At 62.4% G+C, this 23271-nt stretch carries 18 protein-coding genes; 14 read left to right on the top strand and 4 right to left on the bottom strand.

The window, feature by feature from the left end; translation table 11 throughout:
• Window positions 1–5 precede the first annotated feature (5 nt).
• The 12 genes from cheR (at window position 6) to ACYQ12_RS11050 (ending at window position 14968) form a co-directional block, all read left to right on the top strand.
• The gene (gene cheR / locus ACYQ12_RS11105) at window positions 6–890 is read left to right on the top strand and encodes a protein-glutamate O-methyltransferase CheR (protein ID WP_459874505.1); all 885 of its coding nucleotides are present in this window, start codon (window positions 6–8) and stop codon (window positions 888–890) included.
• A gap of 118 nt (window positions 891–1008) precedes the next feature.
• Window positions 1009–2073 (top strand): protein-glutamate methylesterase/protein-glutamine glutaminase, encoded by a 1065-nt coding sequence (locus ACYQ12_RS11100; RefSeq protein WP_459871520.1) that lies wholly within the window; start codon window positions 1009–1011, stop codon window positions 2071–2073.
• Between the two features lie 60 nt (window positions 2074–2133).
• Window positions 2134–3831, top strand: a complete 1698-nt coding sequence (locus ACYQ12_RS11095; protein ID WP_459871517.1) for a methyl-accepting chemotaxis protein — start codon at window positions 2134–2136, stop codon at window positions 3829–3831.
• A 92-nt stretch (window positions 3832–3923) separates the two neighbouring features.
• Window positions 3924–4313: a chemotaxis response regulator CheY gene (cheY, locus tag ACYQ12_RS11090; RefSeq protein ID WP_459871514.1), complete on the top strand. Its 390-nt coding sequence runs from the start codon at window positions 3924–3926 to the stop codon at window positions 4311–4313.
• Between the two features lie 19 nt (window positions 4314–4332).
• Window positions 4333–5016: a protein phosphatase CheZ gene (cheZ, locus tag ACYQ12_RS11085; RefSeq protein WP_459871512.1), complete on the top strand. Its 684-nt coding sequence runs from the start codon at window positions 4333–4335 to the stop codon at window positions 5014–5016.
• A 196-nt stretch (window positions 5017–5212) separates the two neighbouring features.
• Window positions 5213–6409: a flagellar biosynthesis protein FlhB gene (flhB, locus tag ACYQ12_RS11080; protein WP_459871510.1), complete on the top strand. Its 1197-nt coding sequence runs from the start codon at window positions 5213–5215 to the stop codon at window positions 6407–6409.
• On the top strand, window positions 6406–8487 hold the full coding sequence (gene flhA, locus ACYQ12_RS11075) for a flagellar biosynthesis protein FlhA (RefSeq protein ID WP_459871507.1): 2082 nt from the start codon (window positions 6406–6408) through the stop codon (window positions 8485–8487). Before flhB ends, flhA begins: the two co-directional genes overlap by 4 nt.
• Window positions 8487–10793, top strand: coding sequence for a flagellar biosynthesis GTPase FlhF (gene flhF / locus ACYQ12_RS11070; RefSeq protein ID WP_459871505.1), 2307 nt, complete (start codon window positions 8487–8489; stop codon window positions 10791–10793). Before flhA ends, flhF begins: the two co-directional genes overlap by 1 nt.
• Complete coding sequence (locus ACYQ12_RS11065) at window positions 10790–11344, top strand: hypothetical protein (protein ID WP_459871502.1); 555 nt, start codon at window positions 10790–10792, stop codon at window positions 11342–11344. The genes flhF and ACYQ12_RS11065 overlap by 4 nt, the downstream gene beginning before the upstream one ends.
• Window positions 11344–11784, top strand: a complete 441-nt coding sequence (locus ACYQ12_RS11060) for a flagellar protein FlhE (protein ID WP_459871500.1) — start codon at window positions 11344–11346, stop codon at window positions 11782–11784. Before ACYQ12_RS11065 ends, ACYQ12_RS11060 begins: the two co-directional genes overlap by 1 nt.
• 177 nt (window positions 11785–11961) lie before the next feature.
• Complete coding sequence (locus ACYQ12_RS11055; protein ID WP_459871497.1) at window positions 11962–14166, top strand: putative bifunctional diguanylate cyclase/phosphodiesterase; 2205 nt, start codon at window positions 11962–11964, stop codon at window positions 14164–14166.
• Window positions 14167–14266: 100 nt separating this feature from the next.
• The gene (locus ACYQ12_RS11050; protein WP_459871494.1) at window positions 14267–14968 is read left to right on the top strand and encodes an RNA polymerase sigma factor FliA; all 702 of its coding nucleotides are present in this window, start codon (window positions 14267–14269) and stop codon (window positions 14966–14968) included.
• An 18-nt stretch (window positions 14969–14986) separates the two neighbouring features.
• Here the strand turns inward: ACYQ12_RS11050 and ACYQ12_RS11045 are convergent, their stop codons facing one another.
• From ACYQ12_RS11045 to ACYQ12_RS11030, 4 genes are all read right to left on the bottom strand, one after another.
• A complete protein-coding gene (locus ACYQ12_RS11045) occupies window positions 14987–16309 on the bottom strand; it encodes a DEAD/DEAH box helicase (protein WP_459871491.1) in 1323 nt (440 codons plus the stop codon).
• Window positions 16310–16532: 223 nt separating this feature from the next.
• Complete coding sequence (locus ACYQ12_RS11040) at window positions 16533–17093, bottom strand: PqiC family protein (RefSeq protein WP_459871489.1); 561 nt, start codon at window positions 17091–17093, stop codon at window positions 16533–16535.
• A 98-nt stretch (window positions 17094–17191) separates the two neighbouring features.
• The gene (pqiB, locus tag ACYQ12_RS11035) at window positions 17192–18832 is read right to left on the bottom strand and encodes an intermembrane transport protein PqiB (RefSeq protein WP_459871486.1); all 1641 of its coding nucleotides are present in this window, start codon (window positions 18830–18832) and stop codon (window positions 17192–17194) included.
• The gene (locus ACYQ12_RS11030) at window positions 18825–20153 is read right to left on the bottom strand and encodes a PqiA/YebS family transporter subunit (RefSeq protein WP_459871484.1); all 1329 of its coding nucleotides are present in this window, start codon (window positions 20151–20153) and stop codon (window positions 18825–18827) included. Before ACYQ12_RS11030 ends, pqiB begins: the two co-directional genes overlap by 8 nt.
• Window positions 20154–20501: 348 nt before the next feature.
• On the opposite strand from ACYQ12_RS11030, the gene ACYQ12_RS11025 reads away from it, so the two are divergent.
• Complete coding sequence (locus ACYQ12_RS11025; RefSeq protein WP_459871482.1) at window positions 20502–21488, top strand: calcium/sodium antiporter; 987 nt, start codon at window positions 20502–20504, stop codon at window positions 21486–21488.
• 384 nt (window positions 21489–21872) lie between these two features.
• Window positions 21873–23270, top strand: a complete 1398-nt coding sequence (locus tag ACYQ12_RS11020) for a cytochrome ubiquinol oxidase subunit I (protein WP_459871479.1) — start codon at window positions 21873–21875, stop codon at window positions 23268–23270.
• Window position 23271: the final 1 nt, after the last annotated feature.

Raw genomic sequence — 23271 nt, 5'->3', positions numbered from 1 at the left:
GCGATATTTCCCGTGACGTTCTGGCGCCGCAGCGCGGCCTGACCAGTGGCTTCGGCGCCCTCGAGCGGGATCTCGAGCTGACCGATTCCGATTTCGAAAGGATTCGCAAGCTTATTTATCAGCGTGCCGGCATCGTGCTGGCGGAGCACAAACGCGAGATGGTCTACAGCCGTCTCGCCAAGCGGTTGCGCCTGCATCGCATGACGCGTTTCTCAGAATACCTTGACCGCCTCGAGCGTAATGCCGAGGCCAAGGAGTGGGAGGCCTTCACCAACGCGTTGACGACCAATCTCACGGCATTCTTTCGCGAGTCGCACCATTTCCCCCTGCTGGCCCGGCATGTGGCGCAGTCATCGGGTGCGGTGCGGATCTGGTGTGCTGCCGCCTCCACCGGCGAGGAGCCCTACTCCATTGCCATGACGCTGATCGAGACCCTGGGGACGCGCGCCAGTCAGGCCAAAATCGTCGCCACCGATATCGATACCGAAGCCTTGGCCAAGGCCAAGGCGGGTGTCTACTCGCTCGAACAGGTCGGCAAGCTCTCCGAGGCGCAACTCAAGCGCTTTTTTCTCAAGGGCAACGGTTCCCGGGCCGGCATGGTCCGGGTACGCCCGGAAATTGCGGAAATGGTTGATTTCCAGCCTCTGAACCTGCTGGCGCCCAGCTGGGCCGTGAAAGGGCCGTTCGATGCGATCTTCTGTCGCAACGTGATGATCTATTTCGACAAGCAGACCCAGACGCGGATTCTCGAGCGCTTTGCGCCCTTGCTCAAGCCCGACGGGCTACTGTTTGCCGGTCATTCGGAGAATTTCTCCTATATCAGCCAGGCGTTCCGGTTGCGGGGCCAGACGGTCTACGAATTGTCGCGCAAGACCTCAAGCCCGGCGTAGCGTCGCCGATAACCCTTACACGGCGCCAAATGAATGGCCGGTTTGACAGAGCCGGTCAACGCAACAGCGATTCACGCGGCCATCACCCGCAGGGCGGGCTCCAAGAGGAGACGTTGCATTGTCCCCCAACAAGATACAGGTGCTTTGCGTCGACGACTCGGCGCTGATTCGCGACCTGATGAGCGAGATTATCAATAGCCAGCCGGATATGGAGGTCGTGGCCACCGCGCCGGACCCGCTGGTGGCGCGGGATCTGATCAAGCGCACCAATCCGGACGTGCTGACGCTTGACGTCGAAATGCCGCGCATGGATGGGCTGGATTTTCTTGAACGGCTGATGCGTCTGCGTCCGATGCCGGTGGTCATGGTGTCGTCCCTGACCCAGAAGGGCTCGGAAATCACGCTGCGTGCGCTGGAGCTGGGGGCGGTCGACTTCGTCGCCAAACCCGAGATCGGTATCCGAGATGGCATGCGTGAGTATACCCAACTGATCGCCGACAAGATTCGGGTAGCGGCCCGCTCGCGACCGCGAACCCTGCGCCGTGACACCCAGGCGCCGGTCAGCCTGCCTCAGAACGTACCGCTGCTCTCCAGCGAGAAGCTGATCATCATTGGCGCCTCGACCGGCGGAACGGAAGCGATTCGTAGCGTGCTCGAGCCATTGCCCGCCAACAGTCCGGCGATCCTGATCACCCAGCACATGCCGGGCGGCTTCACTCGCTCCTTCGCCGAGCGCCTCAATCGGTTGTGCCGGATCACGGTGAAGGAAGCCGAGGACGGCGAGCGCGTACTGCCGGGGCATGCTTACATCGCACCGGGCGATCACCATCTCAAGCTGGCGCGCTCCGGCGCGAACTATGTCGTGCGGCTGGATGACGGTCCGCCGGTCAATCGGCATCGTCCGTCGGTGGATGTGCTGTTCCATTCCGCGGCGCAGTCCGCCGGGCGCAATGCGGTGGGCGTGATTCTTACCGGGATGGGCAAGGACGGCGCTGCCGGATTGCTCGAGATGCGTCAGGCCGGGGCGCACACGCTGGCTCAGGATGAAGAGAGCTGTGTGGTGTTCGGCATGCCGCGGGAGGCCATCGCCCTGGGCGGTGCCGTGGAGGTGGCCTCTCTCGAGGAGATTCCGACGCGGCTGCTGGGCCGGGTAGCGGCTTCGGGAAGAGCTCAGCGGGTATGAGGCAATGGCCTGACGAAATGGATGCTGAAACCACGCGGTGATAACACGGAGATGTTAGTGATGAAGCGAAAGATGCGCGACCTCTCGGTCAGGCTGAGCCTGAACCTCGCCATGGGCGTCATGGTGGTTCTGATTGCGATAGTCACGGGCCTGGGATACATGGCCGAAAACGTCAGTGGCGACGCGATAGATGAGCTAGCGCAGATCAACGTGGAGCAGACCAATGCGCTCAATCGCGCTCAGGTGAATCTGCTGCGCGCCCGAATCCTGATGTCCAGCTACGTCAGCGCCTATCAGGAAGGGCAGGCCGACCGGGCCGAGAACCTCCACGCGCAGGCTGCAGGGGCCCTGGAGGAGAGTCGGCAACGCTTCGAGGAGTTCCAGGCCGTTCCGGTGCCGGAAGGCAGCCCGCGACAGCCCTATGTCGAGGCCATTACCAGCGCTTATGGCGCGTTGGTCAACGAGGGGCTGATGCCGTTGCTCGACAGCGCGGACCCGGAGTATCTCGACGGTCATGACGAAGGCATCTTGCAGTTGACTCGAGCCTTCAACGATACGGCCGACGATTTCATTCATTACGGCGAGGAGCGTGGTGAAGCCCTTGTCGCCGATAACGCGCACTTTGCCCATCTCATCGACCTGGCATCGCTGGGACTGCTGGGGCTGGCGGTTCTGATCGCCTTGGCGGTACGTTTCGGATTGATGCAGGCGGTGGTCCGGCCATTGGACGAGGCGGTCGTGCATTTCGACAGGATTGCCCAGGGGGATCTGTCCCGGCGTATCACGGACCGGGGTAACAACGAAATCGGGCGTCTGTATGCTGCCATGAAGCGGATGCAGGAAGGGCTGGCGCGTACCGTGGGGACGGTTCGCCAGAGTAGCGGCTCGATTCACGGCGGAGCCCGTGAGATTGCCGAAGGCAATGCCGACCTCTCCTCGCGAACCGAGCAGCAGGCCGCTTCGCTCGAAGAGACCGCCTCGAGCATGGAGGAATTGACCGCCACGGTGCAGCAGAATGCCGACAATGCCCGCCAGGCCAGCCAACTGGCATCCGATGCCTCGCTGACTGCCGGACGTGGCGGTGAGGTGGTAGACCAGGTGGTACAGACCATGCGCGACATCACCCGCGGGGCCCATCAGATGGCCGAGATCATCGGCGTGATCGACTCCATCGCCTTCCAGACCAACATTCTGGCGCTGAACGCTTCCGTCGAGGCGGCACGGGCCGGTGAGCAGGGCCGCGGTTTCGCGGTGGTCGCCAGTGAGGTGCGGACCCTGGCCAGCCGTTCGGCCGCTTCTGCCAAGGAGATCCGTGAACTGATCAATACCTCGGTGGGACGCATCGAGAGCGGTTCCAAGCTGGTGGATCAGGCGGGTAGCACCATGGGCGATATTCTGGCGTCGGTACAGCGCGTCACCGACATCATGGATGAAATCGCGGCGGCATCGCTGGAACAGAGCAATGGCATCAGCCAGGTCAATCAGGCGATCAGCCAGATGGATCAGGTCACGCAGCAGAATGCCTCGCTGGTTCAGGAGGCGTCGGCGGCGGCGGCTTCACTGGAAAACCAGGCGGGTCGGCTCGAAAAGGCGGTCGCTTCGTTCCGACTGGACGGCGATGCGACGCAGACGCCGGATGCTTCTGCGAACCGAATGCTGGCGTCGGGCGGCTCCCGCGAGGCGCGCTCTCTAGCGCCACTGAAGCAGCCCCGCGCAAAGGCACCGGCCGCCGAGGTGGACGATTGGGAAGAATTTTAACGGGTTGACTGGCAGTCGCCGGCTCATCCCCATTCATAGATAGTGCCGGCGTACAGGCCGATGCATCGAGCCAAGCATGACGAGGAAATACGATGGCTGACAAGAACATGAGTATCCTGGTGGTGGACGACTTTCCGACGATGCGCCGTATCGTCCGCAGCCTGCTGAAGGAGCTGGGATTCACCAATGTGGAAGAGGCCGAGGATGGCCAGGAGGCGCTTAACAAGCTGCGGTCGGGAGGATTCGAGTTCGTGGTGTCCGATTGGAACATGCCCAACCTCGATGGTCTGGCCATGCTCAAGGAGATTCGTCAGGATGCCAGCCTTTCCCATCTGCCCGTGCTGATGGTAACGGCCGAGGCCAAGAAGGAGAATATCATCGCGGCTGCCCAGGCGGGCGCCAACGGCTACGTGGTCAAGCCTTTTACCGCGGCGACGTTGGAAGAAAAGCTCAACAAGATATTCGAAAAACTGGGTAAGTGAGCCTGGAGGAGCACAGATCATGAGCGGAGAAGCGCTTAAAGAACAAGAGGGGGCCACGCGTAACGTGCCCGCCGACGATCTGATTCTGCGGATCGGCCAGTTGACGCGCATGTTGCATGACAGCATGCGCGAGTTGGGGCTCGACAAGGAGGTCGAGAAAGCGGCGCAGGCCATTCCCGATGCTCGTGATCGTCTCAACTATGTGGTCATGATGACGGAGCAGGCAGCGGATCGCGCGCTTAACGCCATTGACCAGGCCCAGCCTATCCAGGAAAAGCTCGAAGCCGAAGCGCAGCAGCTCGATCAGCGCTGGCAGTCCTGGTTCGAGTCTCCCATCGAGCTCAGCGATGCCAAGGAACTGGTCAAGGATACCCGCACCTACTTGCAGGATATCCCCGCGAAGACCCAGGCGACCAATGCCCAGTTGCTGGAAATCATGATGGCTCAGGACTTTCAGGACCTGACGGGCCAGGTGATCAAGAAGATGATGGAAGTCATCCGCCAGATCGAGAACCAGCTGGTTCAGGTGCTGGTGGACAATGTTCCCGAGGGGCATGAGCGTCGTGAGCTGCAGCGTGCCGCCGATGAAAAGAAGGAACAGGAAAATACCCTGCTCAATGGTCCCCAGATCAAGCCCGATGGCGAAGATGCCGTCAGCAGCCAGGATCAGGTCGACGACCTGCTCGACAGCCTGGGATTCTGAGCGGTTTGCCTCTCCAGGGCCCTTGCTTGGGCCCTGATCCTTCGCATCGGCAGGGGCCGATGCGTTTTCATCGGGGCCAGTGTCCCGGTAAATAGCGTGTGAATCGGCGCGCTTTTCTCATGATTGCTTCTCGCCCTGTCCCGCCAGAATACGCTGCATCCACCCGACCATCCGACGCCCGTGGGCGGAGAGGGACATGGCAGCGGAAAGCGACAGCGATGATGACAAGACCGAAGCGGCCACGCCCAGGCGCCTGGAAAAGGCGCGTGAGGATGGCCAGGTTGCGCGCTCCCGCGAACTGACCACTTTCCTGCTGTTGGCGGGAGGCGTGGCCGGGCTCTGGTCGATGGGCAGGCTGCTTTACGACCAGCTCGGTCTGGTCATGGAGCAGTCGTTTCTCTTCGAGCGGGGCATCGCCTTCGACACCTCCATGATGCTGGCGCACATCTGGCAGCTGGGACAGCGGACGCTGTTCGCGCTGCTGCCGCTGTTCGCGCTGCTGACGGTGGTGGCGCTGGTGGCGCCGATGCTGCTGGGCGGTTGGTTGATCTCCGCGAAATCGCTCAAGCCCCAGGCCAGCAAGCTCAACCCCGTCAAGGGCATCAAGCGCATGTTCTCGTCACAAGCCTTGGCCGAGCTGGCCAAGGCGATCGCCAAGTCGATTCTGGTGGGCGGCGTGGCGGTGATGTTCCTCTGGTCGCATCGTGGACAGCTGCTGGGGTTGGCGGGTCAGTCGCTGCATCAGGCGCTGGCGACGGCGATGGAGCTGGCCGCTCTGGGCTGCGCGCTGATCGTTGCCTCGTTGATCGTGGTGATCCTCATCGACGTTCCGTACCAGTTGTGGAGCCATGCCAAGAAGTTGCGCATGAGCAAGGAAGAGGTTCGCAAGGAGCACAAGGAGTCCGAGGGCGATCCGCATGTGAAAGGGCGCATCCGCTCGCAGCAGCAGGCGATGGCGAGACGGCGCATGATGAGCAAGGTGCCCGAGGCGGATGTCATCGTGACCAACCCGACTCACTATGCCGTGGCGCTCTCCTACCGTGACCAGGAGATGGCAGCACCGCGCGTGGTGGCCAAAGGCGCCGATCATGTCGCAGCCAAGATCCGCGAGCTGGGCCGGGAACACGATATTCCTCTGCTCGAAGCGCCGCCTCTGGCTCGGGCGCTGTATCACCACGTCGATCTCGATCGCGAGATACCGGCGGATCTCTACACTGCGGTGGCCGAGGTGCTGGCCTGGGCCTATCGCCTGAAGCGCATGCGCGAGGAGGGCGGTGTGATGCCCGAAACCCCGAAGAACCTGCCGGTACCCGATGAACTGGACAGCCAGACGCAGGCCTCTCAACACGACGATCGCCGCCAAGCCGCTAGCGATGCCAAGGAATCCGAATGAATGCGCTGAGTGACCTGCTGGGCCGTCAGACCTGGCTGAATGACGCACGCTTCAAGCTGCTGGCGGGGCCCGTACTGATCATCATGATTCTGTCGATGATGATCCTGCCCCTGCCGCCGTTCGCGCTGGACATGTTCTTCACCTTCAATATCGCGCTGTCGATCATGGTGCTGCTGGTCAGCATGTTCACCCAGAAGCCACTCGACTTCGCGGCATTTCCGGCCGTGCTGCTGTTCTCCACGCTGTTGCGCCTGTCGCTCAACGTCGCCTCGACCCGGGTCGTGCTGATGGATGGGCATGAGGGTGCCGGCGCGGCGGGCGACGTCATCGAAGCCTTCGGCGAGTTCCTCATCGGTGGCAACTTCGCCGTGGGCCTGGTGGTGTTCCTGATCCTCGTGGTCATCAACTTCATGGTCATCACCAAGGGTGCGGGGCGTATCGCCGAAGTCGGGGCGCGCTTCACCCTGGATGCCATGCCAGGCAAGCAGATGGCCATCGATGCCGACCTCAACGCCGGCCTGATCGGCGAGGAGGACGCTCGCAAGCGGCGTAACGAGATCGCTCAGGAGGCGGACTTCTTCGGCTCCATGGACGGTGCCAGCAAGTTCGTGCGCGGCGACGCCATGGCCGGCCTGCTGATCATGGTCATCAACCTGATCGGGGGACTGATCATCGGCGTGGCCCAGCACGGCATGCCGTTCGGCGAGGCGGCGCGCACCTACACGCTGTTGACCATCGGCGACGGTCTGGTAGCGCAGATTCCTGCGCTGGTGATTTCCACGGCGGCGGGCGTCACGGTGTCGCGGGTCAACACCGATCAGGACGTTGGCCAGCAGTTGATCAGCCAGCTTTTCAACAACCCTCAGGTGATGTTCCTGGCCGCCGGCGTGATGGGCCTGCTGGGCCTGGTGCCGGGGATGCCCAATCTGGTGTTCCTGCTGTTTGCCGTGCTGCTCGGTTCGCTGGGCTGGTGGATGACCCAGAAGGAGCAGCGTAGCGCCGAGGAGGAGGTCAATGCCAAGGTGCCGCCGCCGACGCCGGAGACGCCCGAAGCCAGTTGGGATGATGTACAGTTGGTCGACACCCTGGGACTCGAAGTGGGTCATCGCCTGATTCCGCTGGTCGATCATCGCCAGCAGGGCGAGTTGCTCGGACGTATCAAGAGCGTGCGCAAGAAATTCGCGCAAGATGTCGGCTTCCTGCCGCCAGTGGTGCATATCCGCGACAACCTCGAACTGGGACCCAACACCTACGTGATCACTCTCAAGGGCGTTGAGGTCGGGCGTGCCGAAGCCTATCCGGGCAAATGGCTGGCGATCGATCCCGGGCAGGTGTCGGGCAGCATCGAAGGTACCGCCACCAAGGATCCGGCCTTCGGCCTGCCGGCGGTATGGATCGAAGGCAGCCAACGCGAACGGGCGCAGGTCTACGGCTATACCGTGGTCGACGCCAGCACCGTCGTGGCCACGCACCTCAACCATCTGCTGCACGGCCATGCCGGAGAGATGCTCGGTCGTCAGGAGGTTCAGCAACTGCTCGACAAGGTCGGTGAAGAGAACAAGGCCCTGGTCGAAGACGTGGTACCCAAGACGCTCTCGCTGACCACGCTGCAGCGCATCCTGCAGAACCTGCTCAGCGAAGAGGTCTCGATCCGCGACATGCGCACGATTCTGGATGCGCTGGCCGAACACGCCACACCGCAGAGCGATCCCTACGATCTTACGGCGATGGTCAGGGTCGCGCTGGGACGGGCGATTACCCAACAGTGGTTCCCGGGCGGTCAGGAACTGCATGTCATCGGCCTGGATGCCAATCTCGAACAGGTGCTGTCCCAGGCGATGGGCAACGGTGGTGCCCTGGAGCCGGGGCTGGCCGATACGCTCATGCAGCAGTCCGTTTCCGCCGTGGAGCGTCAGGAAGCGCGCGGCGAACCGGCGGTACTGGTGGTCCAGCACGGACTGCGCGCGTTGCTGGCCCGCTTCCTGCGCCGTCGCATCACGCACCTGGTCGTGATGTCCCAGGCTGAAATTCCCGATGATCGCACTCTGCGCGTCACGACCATGATCGGAGGTCACTGATGAGCGTGCATCGCTTCACCGGCGCCAACAGTCGCGACGCCATGCGACAAGTGCGCGCCACGCTGGGCGAGGATGCCCTGATCCTGTCCAATCGGCGTGTCGAGGACGGGGTCGAGGTCCTGGCCCTGGCCAACGATGAGCACGAGCGTCTGACGGCAGGCGAGGTACGCGACGTACCTGCGCCGCGTGTCGCTGCGCCGCTGCAGCCGGGCGCCCCATCGCCGAGTCATGCCGTCGCGGAGACGGGCACGGCGGTGTCGAGTGGACCCCTTGATTTCGCAGCACTGAGCGAAAGGCTGCTGGGCGAAATGCAGGGCATGCGCGAGATGCTGTCTCGCCAGCCCGGCAGCGGGACGCAGGAAGCGTTGCCTGCGCCGGGCGTGATGGCATTGCGTCAGCGCCTGCTGCAGGCGGGTTTCGGGCCGCGTCTGGTACTCGATCTGCTCGAGACCCTGCCGACCGAGATGGGGGGCGATGCTCCCCGTGCCGGAGCCTGGCTCGAGCGGCAGCTGGCTGCGCGCCTGCCGGTGCTGGATGACGAGGCGGCGCTGCTCGATCGGGGCGGCGTCTTTGCGCTGGTCGGACCGACCGGCGTGGGCAAGACCACCACGACGGCCAAGCTGGCGGCGCGCTACGTGATGCGTCATGGCGGCACCGGGGTCGCGCTGGTGACGACGGATAGCTACCGTATCGGCGCCCATGAGCAACTGCGTATCTATGCCCGGCTGCTGGGGGTCGAAGTTCACGCCCTGCAGGCCGATGCGCCGCTGGGCGGATTGCTCGACCAGCTTGCCGACAAGAAACTGGTGATCATCGATACCGTCGGCATGAGCCAGCGCGACCAGCGTCTGGCCGGGCAGATCGCCCGTCTGGGCGGCGGCAGCCGGCCGGTACGCCGCCTGCTGCTGCTCAACGCCGCGAGTCACGGCGATACGCTGGAGGATGTCATGCAGACCTACCAGGAGGCTTCGCGCGAAGCGGGTACCGGGCTGGACGGCTGCATCCTGACCAAGGTCGACGAGGCGCCGCGCCTGGGTGCCGTGCTGGATACCGTAATGCGTCATGGCCTGCGTGTGCTGTATGTCTCCCACGGCCAGCAGGTGCCCGAGGACCTGCGCCTGGCCGAACGCGAGGGATTGTTGCGTCAGGCCTTGGCGGTGCATGGCGATTCGCCCTTTGCACTGGATACCGTCGTGCCACGCGAGCAGCCCGTCGCAGGTCGCAAGCTGCAGGCGCTGACCCGCGGACTGCTGGGCCAGGGCCGGGCCTTGGCGGCAACGCTGGACATACTGCGCCGGGAAGTCTCCGGTTTCGCCAATCTGGAATGGGCCTGGCAACTGACCGGCAAGTCGTCCGCCAAGCAGGCGAGCGGCATGGCCGAGTTGCTCGATCCAGTGGCATGGGCAGCGGATGGACAGGGGCGCGGTGATTCGAGGGCAAAGGTGCTGTTGTGGCCGCGTCTGGGCGCTCCTTCGGGAAGTACCTGGCAGCTACCGGCTCTGGCGCTGGACAGGCAAGGCATCCCGCTGACCTTCCCCTGGCTGATGCATCGCCTCCCGGCGGGAGAGCTGGCGCGTCTGCTCGATATCGCGCACCAGCAGGAAGTCGATTGCCATCTGCTGCCGGCCTGCCCCGGACGCGATGTGCGCCGTCACCTGGCTGGGCTGACCGGGGAGTGCCCGCCGACCTGGTGGCTGGCCAGCGCCAAGGGCAATACACGGGTAACGCTGGAAGGTGAACGGCACATGCTCAGTGCGCTTGGCGATGAGGTCGGGGAGCAGCACGAGGCGTTGACCTGTCGCTACCGAGGCCGTACCGCGCGTCTGGTGTTGCGCACGCTTGGCGTCAAGCTGGCGGATGGTCAGCCGGTGAGGGCCTGGTGGGGCGATCTGACCGATAGCGACAGTGGCCAGTGGCTGGCACAGCGCTACTGGCTGTCTCCCGTCATGCCGGGGCGGCAGGACGAGGCATTCCAGCAGCGGGCGATCTGCCACCAACTCGCTCAGGAGGAGCAGCCGGCATTGATCAAGCGTGCCTGGCAGCGTGTGGCTGACAGGGGTCATGCTCCCTGCGATCCCGAGCTGCAGCTACTGCTGGCCGGTGCGCTGGCGGCGGTTGCCAGCCGGCTCGACCAGGAGAATAGCGAGTGGGCGCTGGATGTGCGGGCGCAACTGCTGGGCCTGCTGGGTGGGAGACGTTCACGCTCGGCCGTCGCGCTACTCGAGGCGCTGGTACAACTGCTGACGGCCTGCGACGCCTTCCGCGATCTGGGTGGGGCGGGCCTGGTACCGGAGCGTGCCATATGAGTCTGGATCAGGCCGCAGGGCTACGTCGCTGGGCCGAGGCGCAGTCAGGCGACAGCCCACTGGGCGCCGAGTCGTCTGTATCCCGAACTTCGGCACCGGAGAGTCCGGCACCGGGGAGCTCGACACCCGTACCGCAGGTTCGTCGCATGCTGATGACGGTGGGGTTGCCGACGTCGCCTCCCGCGGCGTCGCGTCGGGTGATGGAAGCCCTTGAGCGCTGGCAGCGTCAGGGGCATCGTTGGGTCGGCAAGGCCCATGCCTGGCGTGTGGTGGCACTCGACGTACGCAGCCCGCATCTGCCCGCCCTGGTGCAACAGCAGACACACTGGGCGTTGTGGGTCGAGCATGATCCCGAGGGCTTTCGGCGCGCCTACCTGGCAATCAAGCGGTTGCGTCTGGCAGGAGGGCCGCGTCGCCTGCTGGTCGTGCACGCGGGGCTATCGCCCTCGGCGGGTCTATTGGTCAACTTGCAACAGTCGGCTGCGCGCTTTCTGGACACCGAGCTGCTGATCCTGCGCGAACGCGACGCTCATGTCGCCATGGTCGGATAATGTCTTTCCTGCGTCCTGCATGCAGAACCGCTGCCACGCTGGGGCTCGTGCTGATGTTCGGCCTGACCTCGGCGGAAGGCGCACTGGCCGCCGCGGGCAGTTGGGTCGCCCAAGGCAAAAGCGTGTTGCTGACCACTCCGGGGCGACTCGAAACCTCCAAGGCGCTGTCACCCCCTACAGGCGGCCCTGCTCGGCAGGGACGCATCACCCGGATTCACTGGCGCTACCAGGCCCCGACGGAGGCCATGTCGAAGCTGGAAGCCTGGCTTTGCCACTTTGACCGTTGCATGACCCTGCCTGCGGGCCGTGGCATGAGTGATGCGCTTGCAGGCCTGCCGGCGCAAACGCCTCTGACGTTCCGCTTTCGTCTGCACGCCGATAACGGCCAGGCCACGCATATGCGCGTGAAAGGGCTCCAGATCATCGTCGATTACCGCTAGAGCGGAGCCTGGAACCGCGCAGGTGCTTCGCCATGTGCCGCAGGATTACAGTTCTTAAATTGACAGCCGATATAAAAGGGAGCTGGCCGCTGAGTACGTGCCGGCTCGGCTTGCTTTGTGCAAATGACTGGCCTTCTGCTGAGGCGTTTATCCACTGACACGACTGTGGAACCTACTATGGCGCTGTCCAATTCGCCCAATAACGATTTGTCTCTTATCGAACGCCTGCTCCTGGAGGGAGAGGGCGGCGATAAGGTCCGGGAGATGGCCGTCGCTTATCGTCATGGCAGTTTGCAAGAGGGGCTGCAGGCGTTGCTGAGTGGATTGATCGAAGCGCAGGAGGGCTGCGTCGAGATCATCGACGATCGAGGGCTGGTGTGTTTCGTAGGGCAGCAGGGGCGGGTTCTGCTGGGGTATCCGGAAAGCGAGACGATTCCCGGCGATGCTTGGGTGAAGCGATGGCCCGAGACGCAGCACGCTGGTCTGCTGGAGTTGCTTGACAAGGCGCTGCAGGGGGTACGCCAGCAATGTGTAGCCAGGCGGCACCACTGCCAGGGAGGTTGCTGCGACTGGCATTTGTGTTTTGTCCCGTTGAGCGTCTCGGGACGACGCTTCGTGCTGGTGGTATCGCGGGACGTGAGCGAGCAGTACCGCCTGCACGCGGCACTGGAGCGCAGCGAGTCACGCTTTCGTGAACTGATCGACAAGATTGCCAAGGTCTTTTGGGTATTCGATGTCCGAACGCGACAGTACGAATACATCAGCCCTTCTTTCGAGCAACTGCTGGGTATCGGGCTCGACACCCTGAACAGGGATCCCTCCGCGTGGACGCATAACATCCATCCTGACGATCTGCCTCGTGTCCGTGAGATGGTCTACGATTGCGACACTTGGCTGAAGAATCCCGCTCCCATCGATCTGCAGTATCGCATGACGCGCCCCGACGGTAGCCTCATCTGGGTTCACGATCTCAAGTATCCGGTGATCGAGAAGGGTGAGGTGGTACGTCTGGTGGGTATCGTTTCCGACATCACCGAGGATCGGGAGCGTCAGCAACGTCTGCAGTACCTTGCCAATCATGATCAACTGACGGGGCTGGCCAACCGCACTCACTGCCAGGAGTGGCTGGAAGAGGCTTGTCGGCAGCGCAAGCCGTTTCAATTGCTGCTCGTCGGGCTCGATCGTTTCAAGCAGATCAATGACAGTCTCGGGCCTCATCAAGGTGATGAGCTGCTCAAGCAAGTCGCCGGGCGTATCCATGTGTCGTTGAATTCGGCAGCGCTGCTGGCCCGGCTGGGAGGGGATGAATTCGCGGTCGTGCTCGAAGGCGAGCGCAGCCAGGAAGAGCAGCGTGTCGTGGCTCACAGCATCACCGTGGCATTGGGGCAACGCTTCATGCTTGGGCGCAATGCCGTCTTCATCACGGCCAGCATCGGTATTTCCAGCTATCCGCAGGATGGCGAGAATACCGATATCCTCATGCAGAACGCCGATGTCGCCTTGTCAAACGCCAAGTACCAGGGACGCAACACGATACGTTTCTTCAAGTCGGGCGACGACGAAACCACGCTGAGTCGGCTGTCGTTGGAGAGCGCGCTGAACCGGGCCTGGGAAAACGAGGACTTCGAACTCTATTACCAACCCAAGGTCTGTGCCCGCAGTCTGGATCTGGTCGGTTTCGAGGCGCTGTTGCGCTGGCGCGGACCGGACCGCATCCCGGTATCCCCGGCACAGTTCATTCCCGTGCTTGAGGATACCGGATTGATCGTGCCGGTGGGCTACTGGATTCTCGAGCGTGTCTGCCAGGACCTGCAGCGCATGAAAGCGCGGGGATGCAGCTCCCAGATAGCCGTCAACATCGCGGCACGCCAGTTCATGGAGAGCGATTTCGCCGAACAGCTGCAGCGCGTCATGCGTCGCCATCACGTCTCGCCGGGAGAAATTGCCCTGGAAATCACCGAAAGCTCGCTGATGCAGGAGCCGGCCCGGGCGGCGGAATTGCTGACTCGCCTGAGAGCGGCAGGGGCTTCGGTGGCACTCGACGATTTCGGTACCGGCTATTCCAGTCTGAGCTATCTCAAACGTTTTCCCGTCGATACGCTCAAGATCGATCGCAGCTTCATCATGGACATGGTCGATGATGACGACGATCGCAATATCATCGACGCCATCATCCGCATGGCGCATGCATTGAATCTGATCGTGGTGGCCGAGGGGGTGGAAAGTGCCGAGCAGCACCAGCTGCTGCGGCAGTACGGCTGCGATCAACTGCAGGGGTATCGCTTTGCCAGGCCCATGCCGCTCGAGGAGGTCTTCGCCTGGCATGCGCTACATATTGATACAAAGCGGAAAATAGGACCCGGAAGTACCGGGTATTCATGACTTGGGACGTGTGCCGTCGCGTCAATAATGCCAGCGTGGGTCATGGGTCAGTAAGCAAGACGCTACTGGACTTGAGCTAACTTCGACCCGAGGCGAGGCGATGTATACGGCACAGGGTAAAATCGATCATTCAGAGCTGCTTGAACAATACCTGCCCATGGTCAGACGCCATGCGCTGGGCCTGCAGGTACGCCTGCCGGCGAGCGTCGAGCTGGAAGATCTCATTCAGGCAGGCATGGTCGGGTTGCTCGACGCACTGGGACGCTACGACACCTCCCAAGGGGCGAGTTTCTCCACCTATGCCAGCCAGCGCGTCCGTGGTGCGATGATCGATGAGTTGCGCAGCCGCGACTGGATCCCTCGTAGCGTTCGCCGTAACGCGCGGGCGCTGGATCAGGCGGTTCGGCGGCTCGAGCAGCGCTTGGGGCGTCCGCCCGAGGAGCGCGAAATCGCTGCGGAGCTGGACATGGCGCTCGCTGACTATCAACAGTTGCTGATCGACGCCAACAACGGTCACCTGCTGGCATTCGATGAAGTCGTCGAGGAGAGTGGTGAGCCGGCTGCCGCCGGGGAGGGAGCTCCGCTATCTCCTCTGGAATCGCTGCTTCAGGGAGACCAGCGCGAACAGCTGATCGGGGCGATTGATGGCCTCCCGGAGCGCGAGAAGCTCCTGTTGGGCCTGTATTATCAGGAAGAACTCAATCTCAAGGAGATTGGCGCAGTACTCGGCGTCAGTGAATCTCGTGTCTGCCAACTACACAGCCAGGCCGTGGCGCGGCTGCGCTCACGGCTGGCGGCTTAGCGGACGAAACTTCCTGCTTCAGCGGCTGTTCTGACGACCGGCGCTGCTCCGGCGGCGCTGACGTGCCGGCTTGTCGCTAGCCTCCTGTCGGCGTTGGCCCGACGAGGCGTTGCTGCGGTTACCGGCACCGCTGCCCTGACGACGCTGGCCGCCATCCCGGCGTCCCTGGCCGCGACGACCGTTCTCGATGGGTTCGGGACGGGCGTTGGGGTCGGGTTCGAAGCCCGGTTCGACGTGGCTGGGCAGCTTGCGCTTGATCAGCCTCTCGATATCCGTCAGCAGCTTGTCCTCATCGACGCATACGAGCGATACCGCCTGACCCTCGCTACCCGCGCGGCCCGTGCGGCCGATACGGTGCACATAATCTTCGGGTACGTTGGGCAGCTCGAAGTTGACCACATGCGGAAGCTCGCTGATATCCAGGCCGCGGGCGGCAATATCCGTGGCCACCAGTACCTGCAGACTACCATCCTTGAAAGCGCCGAGCGCCCGGGTGCGCGCCGACTGGCTCTTGTTGCCATGGATGGCCATGGCGGGAATATCCTGCTTGGAGAGCTGTTCGGCGAGACGGTTGGCACCATGCTTGGTACGGGTGAATACCAGTACCTGATACCAGCGATGCGTCTGGATCAGATGGGCCAGCAGTTCGCGCTTCTGGCCGCGATCGACCCGAAAGACGGCCTGGTCGACGGTTTCGGCCGTGGTGTTGCGGCGCGCCACTTCGATATGGGTCGGCGCGTTCAGTAGCCCGTCGGCGAGCGTCTGGATCTCGGTCGAGAACGTGGCCGAGAACAACAGGTTCTGGCGCCGCGCCGGCAACAGCGTAAGGATTCGGCGGATATCGCGAATGAAGCCCATGTCGAGCATGCGGTCGGCTTCGTCGAGCACCAGTATTTCTACCTGGGAGAGGTCGACGTGACGCTGCTGTTGCAGGTCGAGTAAGCGGCCCGGAGTGGCGACCAGGATGTCGACGCCGGATTTCAGGGCATCGATCTGCGGCTGGGCACCTACGCCACCGAAAATGACCAGCGAACGCAGGGGCAGATTCTGTCCGTACGTCTGTACGCTGTCGCCTACCTGGGCGGCAAGTTCGCGAGTCGGCGTCAGCACCAGGGCCCGGACCTGCCGGGCGCGGGGGCGTGCGCCGCCACTCAGGCGCTGCAGCATCGGCAGGGTGAAGCCGGCAGTCTTGCCGGTGCCGGTCTGCGCGCTGGCCAGCAGATCGCCACCCTTGAGGACAACCGGGATTGCCTGGCGCTGTATCGGTGTCGGGGTCGTGTAGCCTTGTGCCTCGATGGCACGCAGCAGCTCGGCGGAAAGGCCAAGTTCGGAAAAGGACATGAAAACTCCACAACGCACATCCGCCGGTCACCCGTCGTCAGGGTGCCAGTCAGGGGCCGATGTGTCTCGAAACGGGATCAGGGCGGTAGCGGGAATCGTACGCCTGGAATGGGCGCGGCGAGGTGACTGGTCGTAAGCCGCGTCCAGTATGATGCCAGAAATCAATGCGATATGCACCTCCCGACATGACCCACGCGGATTCCCCCGCAAGCCTCTTGCGTCATCAGCTGGCGGATGGCGGGTTGGCGATGTCCGCGGCCAGTTGCTCGACTACCGTCTGCCAGGCACGGCCCAGAGTGCGAACCAGTGCCGGGTAGCCGTCTGCATCGAGAGGGCGTTCGACATGAAAACGCTGCACTGAACGCAATTGGCCCTCGGCATCTCGCAACTGCCATTGTCCGCTGACGACGGCCATCCCATCGTGACGCCCCTGAAACTCCTCCACGTCGAGCCTGACGCTGAGAGCCTCGCCGGCATCCGCTCCGCGACTGTCGCGCAAGACGCGTACGTTGGGCAGCGCAAGGCTCAGATGATGGCGCAGGCTCCTTTCGAGCTGACGGCTGAGATTTTCGGCCCACAAGTGATTGCTGGCCTGATGTATCTCGATGTCGCTGAGCTGCATGACGATGCCGTCACTGTCGAGGTAGTCGGCGATGCGGATGGGCTCGAGGACCAGAGCGCGTGTCGCGGAATCCGTATACTGCACGGTATCCTGCGGCGCGGGTAACGTATACCGCGCTGACGGCGTCGAGGTGCCGGCGCATCCCGCGAGCACGCTCAGCATCAGGCTGAGCAGGGACGTCGCGAGACAGTGCCGGCGCCATGAAAACGCTGGAGACGGGAGCGGTCTGTGACTGGCGGTGGCCGATTCTATCGGTAAGCTCATCGCGGGGCCCTCGGTAGCGGATCTTCGGAACTGCGCTTGTCGAAGATCAAGGCATTGGGTTGTTCGCTCAGGGTGCGGGCGACCGGTTGCAGGTCGCGCAGCAGCGTTTCCAGACTGGAAAGTGTATTGACCAGCTCCTGATAGCCTTGGGAATCGGCAGAAAAGCCCTCCAGCGTACTGCGCAGTTCCTCGATGGTGTCGTTGAGGCTGCGGGGCATGTCCTTGAGAGCCGGATCATTCAGCAGGGCATTGATGGAGGCGGCCGTGTCCTGAACCTCCTCCAGCGTAGCCTGTGAAGCCTGCAGATTGCCGTTGAGCCTATCCAGGATCGGTTCGATCTGCAGGCCATTGATCTTCTCGAGCAACTCCGTGACTTGCTGCTGAATCTGAGCCAGGCCTCCCGAGGTCGTCGGGAAAATGGCTTTGCCCTCGAAGGTCTCGGCGTTGTAATTCGGGGCGTCCTGCACGAAGTTGAGATCGACGTATAGCGCCTGGGTCAGTAGGTTGCCGGTCTTGAGCGTGGCGCGCAGTCCATGCTCGAACATGCGATCGATCCGAGCGCGCCACTGTTCGAGGCTGTAGTCCATCTTGCCATCCTCGAGCCGCTGCGGCTCGAGATGGATGAGCACCGGTATGGCAAAGCGCTGGCGTGAGTCGGGCTGGGGCGCGGTGAAGTGCCAGGGCACGCTGACCACCGTGCCCACGCGTACGCCACGATACTCCACCGGTGCGCCGCGGCTCAGCCCGCGAACGGTGTCATCGACCAGCAGAACATATTCGATATAGCGATTGTAGGTGCCTTGCCGGGCGCTCTCTTCGTCGGCATAGAGCGTGAACGTCTCGCCAGCGGTAACGGGCTGTCCCATGACGACGTCTTCCGGAACGCCGAAAGTCACCCCGCCGCTGAGCAGGGTCTCGAAGGACTCCACGTTGAGACGAAACCCTTCGGAATCCAGACGCAGACCGAAGCCGGAAGCCGTCCAGAAGCGAGTGGTGTCGGTGACCAGTACATCATAGGGCGACTGGATATAGAGCTGGTGACGCATTTCACGGGTTTCGGGGTTGAATTCTGTACTTTCGACCCTTCCCACGGTATAGCCCTGATAAGTGACCGGATCCCCGGTACGGAGGGAGTTGCCCAACTGGCTGACCAGTTCGATACGCAGCCCAGCGGCATCGGGAGGCGCGACAGGAGGATGATCGAGCACCTCGAAATGGCGCTGGGGTTCTTCACTCTGGCCGGGCAACAGCTGGATGTAGGCCCCCGACAGCACGGTTCCCAGGCCGCTGATACCTTCGCGATCGATGCGTGGCTTGATGACCCAGAATCGGGTGCGATCGTTGAGCATCCGTTCGGTATCCGGATCCATGCGCACGGTGGCGATGGTATGGCTGAAGTCCTCGGAAAGCTCGACCTCCGCAACGCGGCCGACCTCGACATTGCGTGACTTGACCAGCGTCTTGCCGGCCTCGATCCCTTCGGCGTTCTGCATGGTCAGCGTGATCACCGGGCCACGTCTGGAGTAGCTGTCATAGACCATCCACAGCCCGATCAATACGGCGACCAGAGGAACGATCCAGATCGGCGACAGGCGACTCTGTCTTTGACGTATGGCACGGCGGGGGGTGTCATTCATCATGGACATCCTGGGTTGATGACGGGGCATGGAGCGGGGCTCGCGTCCGCCTGCGGGACGAGTGCGAAGGAGTATCCCAGAGAACACGGGGATCCAGGCTCATGGCGGCCAGCATGGTGATGACGACTACCGAGCCGAAGGCCAGCGCTGCAGGGCCGGGAGTGATGGACATCAGGGCGCCGGCACGGATCAGGGCGACGAGAATGGCCACCACGAAGACATCGATCATGGACCAGCGACCGATGAACTCGGTCAGGCGATAGAGGCGGATGCGGTGCATATGGCTCAGAGGCGGAGCACCGCGGCGCGTGACGACGCACAGCCAGGCCAGGGCCAGGATCTTGCCGATCGGCACCACGACGCTGGCGGTGAAGATGATCAGCGCGATGGGCCAGTCGCCTCCCTGAAGAAAGATCAGGACACCGCCAATGATGGTTGAAGGTATCTCTTCCCCCAGGGTGGTCGTGGTCATGATCGGATAGGTATTGGCCGGCACATACAGGACCGTCGCGGCGATAAGTAGTGCCCAGGTTCGCTGAAGCGTATGGGGCTCTCGAGCGTGCAGATGTTCGCCGCAACGCTGGCACGAACCCCGGCAGTGTTCATCGAGGCGATTGAGAAGTCCGCAGGTTGGGCAGCCGGCAAGGCGCTGCGGTGCCGCCGTCTCGCCGGTTCGGGCCCCTTCGGGTGCCAGAGGCTCGCTGGCCAGCGAAAACCACATCCAGTCTTCATCGAGCGACTGGCTGGTCATCAGCAGTAACACAGCAAAGATGCAATATGCCCAGAAGGCCGGGCCAAGGCTGATTTCGGCCATGCCCGCCACCTTGATCAGGCTGACCAGAGCGCCGATGACGAATACGTCGGCCATCATCCAGGGCGTCAAGTGGGCCAGTGAACGCGCGATTTGCCGGCTACGTGGCAGAGGTCGACGACGCATCAGCCCCACCTGCAGCCAGATCACACCCAGCAGGTAGACCATGGGCAGTATCACCACGGTCAGCAGAATGATAGCGGCAACGATCGGCTCATGAAAACCGATCAGCGTCGTCGCGGTCTCGGTCAGGTCGATACGGTTACCGACACCCCGCACCTCGAAGCTGACGAAGGGGAAGGAAACGGCCAGTCCCAGCGTAATCAGGGCCGCCAGCGCCAGTGCCAGGCTGCGCTCGGCGGGGTGATGGTAACGCCGTGCAAGGGTATGGCGGCAGCGGGGACAATCGGCTTTGTCACCCGCATTCAGGGGAGGAAGGGCCACCACCAGATCGCACTCGTGACAAGCACGCAGCCGACGTCTGGATACCGACGCGACGCGCGACGACATGGAGGGTCTGGGGGAGTGGTCAGGAGCAGTGAATGCGGTGTCTACCAAATTGTACCGTTCCTCGTCGAATGCGGATCCATCGTTACCAGCATCGGAGCGAGACTCTCGGCTCATCCGTTGGCTTGCTGACTGGGACGATTTACTTACATGCAGTGCTGCAGGTTAGCAGTCTTCTCCCATGAATGGCGACTCTCTCCGTGAAATCTGGCTAGAATGCGCGCCATGCCAGAGCATTATGCCATGTTCGCTTTCTGGTCAGGGGCCGTTAGGCTGGGGAGTGGAAAGTTTAGGAGAGCCTCGTCTGGCGGGGCTGCCCGACATGGATTTTCATTATAGGGAGAAGACATCTTGCTGATTGCCTTGATTGCCATCGGAATTGGCCTCGCACTGTTGGTATGGAGCGCCGATCGCTTTGTTGACGGTGCCGCTGCTACTTCGCGCCATCTGGGACTGCCGCCGTTGCTGATCGGTATGATCGTCATCGGTTTCGGCACGTCGGCACCCGAGCTCATGGTGTCGGTACTGGCCGCATCGCAGGGCAACCCGGGGCTTGCGCTGGGTAACGCCTATGGTTCCAACATTACCAATATCGGCCTGATCCTCGGGGTGGTCGCGCTGATGAGCCCTCTGGCCGTGCATTCACAGGTGCTGCGAAAGGAGTTACCGGTCCTGGCGGTCGTCACTCTGTTCTCCGTCTGGGTGCTGATGGATGGCGTGATATCGCGCTTCAATGCGGGAGTATTGCTCGTCATCCTGCTGGCTTTCCTGGGTTACAGTATCTGGCAGGCCCGTCAGAATAACGATGACGACGTCCTGGCCACGGGAGCGCAGAAAGACCTCGATGAACATCCCATGTCGCTCAAACAGGGTGTGATATGGACGCTGATAGGGCTGATAGTGCTGATTGGCAGTTCGCGCCTGTTGGTGTGGGGAGCGGTGACGATAGCCGAAAGTTTCGGCGTCAGCGACCTGATCATCGGCCTCACGGTAGTGGCGATCGGTACGTCGCTGCCTGAACTGGCCTCGTCGATCAGCGCGATAAAGAAGGGCGAACATGATCTGGTCATCGGCAACGTGGTGGGCTCCAATCTGTTCAATACGTTGGCAGTGGTCGGCCTGGCCGGAATCATTACGCCCATCGAGGCCGGCGGTGATGTACTGATGCGCGATTGGCCGGTCATGGCAGGGCTAACCCTGGCGCTGATGATTTTCGGTATCGGCTGGAAAGGGCGGCAGGGTCGCATCAATCGCTGGGAGGGAGCGGCATTGCTGACGACCTTCGTCGGCTATACCGCGTATCTGGTCATGACGGTCATCGCTGAGCGGGGTGCATGAATTCACCCTCCGATGACTGGCGAAGCCTTGCCATGACGCTCTACGCTTTAGAAGGCGCGAAGTGCCTTGTCCTGAAGCGTTAGAGTTACGGTTGGTGATGTTCTGCCGGAGAGGCGGGATGCCTCCCGGCGATTGCCTGCGACGACAAGACACACCCGACTGGGGCAAAGAGACTTTGGTAACAGGACGAGTCGCCGTACGATGTTGCTTGCCGTGAAGTCATGTCGCCTCCGGGCCGTTCGCCGTATCCGCTAGCTGCGCCGCTCGTGCCGATCAGCGCCCGGCGCGGGCTTCGTGGCTCGGAAGAGGCTGTCGAGGTTCCGGTAGAGACACTCCCTGGCGGCTGCGGCAAAAAAACATTCATGGGTTTGCAAGGAGTCAACCATGGAGCTTGATCCCCTATTGCTGTCGCGACTTCAGTTTGCCTTCGTCGTGTCCTTTCATGCCATTTTCCCAGCGTTCTCGATCGGTATCGCATCTTTTGTCGCACTCCTGCAGGGACTTTATGTCGCGACCCGCAACCAGGCCTGGGAGCGCCTGTCGATGTTCTGGACCAAGGTGTTTGCCGTGGTCTTCGGCATGGGGGTCGTGTCGGGTATCGTGATGGCCTTCCAGTTCGGCACCAACTGGAGCAACTTTTCCCAGGCCGCAGCCAACTTCTTCGGGCCCATGCTCAGTTACGAAGTACTGACCGCCTTCTTCCTCGAGGCGGGCTTTCTCGGTGTGTTGCTCTTCGGCCGCGATCGCGTTCCGCCCGGTGTACACCTGTTTGCCGCGCTTATGGTCGCGCTTGGCACGCTGATCTCGTCTTTCTGGATTCTCGCCGGCAACAGCTGGATGCATACCCCGGACGGGGTGGAGCTGCGAGACGGTGTCTTCCATGTAACCTCCTGGATAGATGCCATCTTCAATCCCTCCTTCCCGTATCGCCTCATGCATATGGTCATGGCCTCCTTCCTGTGCGGCGCCTTTATCGTTGCTGGGGTCAGTGCCTGGTACTTGCTGCGTCGCCATGACGTCGAAGCCAACAAGAAGGCGCTGTCGATGACCTTGTGGCTATTGCTGTTCGCTGCGCCGGCCCAGGCGGTCATTGGCGATTTCCATGGTCTCAATACATTGGAGCATCAGCCGAGCAAGATCGCCGCCATCGAAGGGATCTGGGAGACAGAATCCTCGGTGCCGCTGCTGCTGGTCACGATTCCCGATCAGGACAATCAGACCAGCCGCTTCGAGATTGGCATCCCCTATCTGGCGAGCCTGCTGTTGACTCACGACCCGCATGGTGAATTGCCGGGCCTCAACGAGATTCCCCGCGATGAGCAGCCTCCGGTGTGGTTCACCTTCTACGGTTTCCGCATCATGGTGGCGCTGGGCGTGCTGATGATCGCGTTTGCCGTGGCGGGTCTGGTGCTGCGGCGCGGAGGAAGGATCTATACCAGCCGGCCCTTCCTGCAGGGGCTGAGATTGATGAGCGTGGCGCCTTTCATCGCTCTGCTGGCGGGCTGGATTACCACCGAGACAGGCCGTGCGCCTTGGGTGGTCTACGGCATGATGAGCCAGGCTGAGGGCGTCACGCCGTCGCTGACCGGAGGCATGGTGTTGTTTACCCTGCTCGGTTATGCCGCGGTCTACGCAGTGATTTTCTGGGCGGGAATCTATTATCTCACCCGGGTCATCCGCAAGGGGATGCAGGAGGGCGAGGATCATGGCGCAGTGCCGACATCGGCATCGATGCCTTCTCATGTATCTGCTGCTGGCAACACTGCATCAAGGAGGGGGTAAC

The sequence above is a fragment of the Halomonas shantousis genome (genome assembly GCF_054654615.1).
This window is presented reverse-complemented; position numbering and strand designations above follow the sequence as displayed.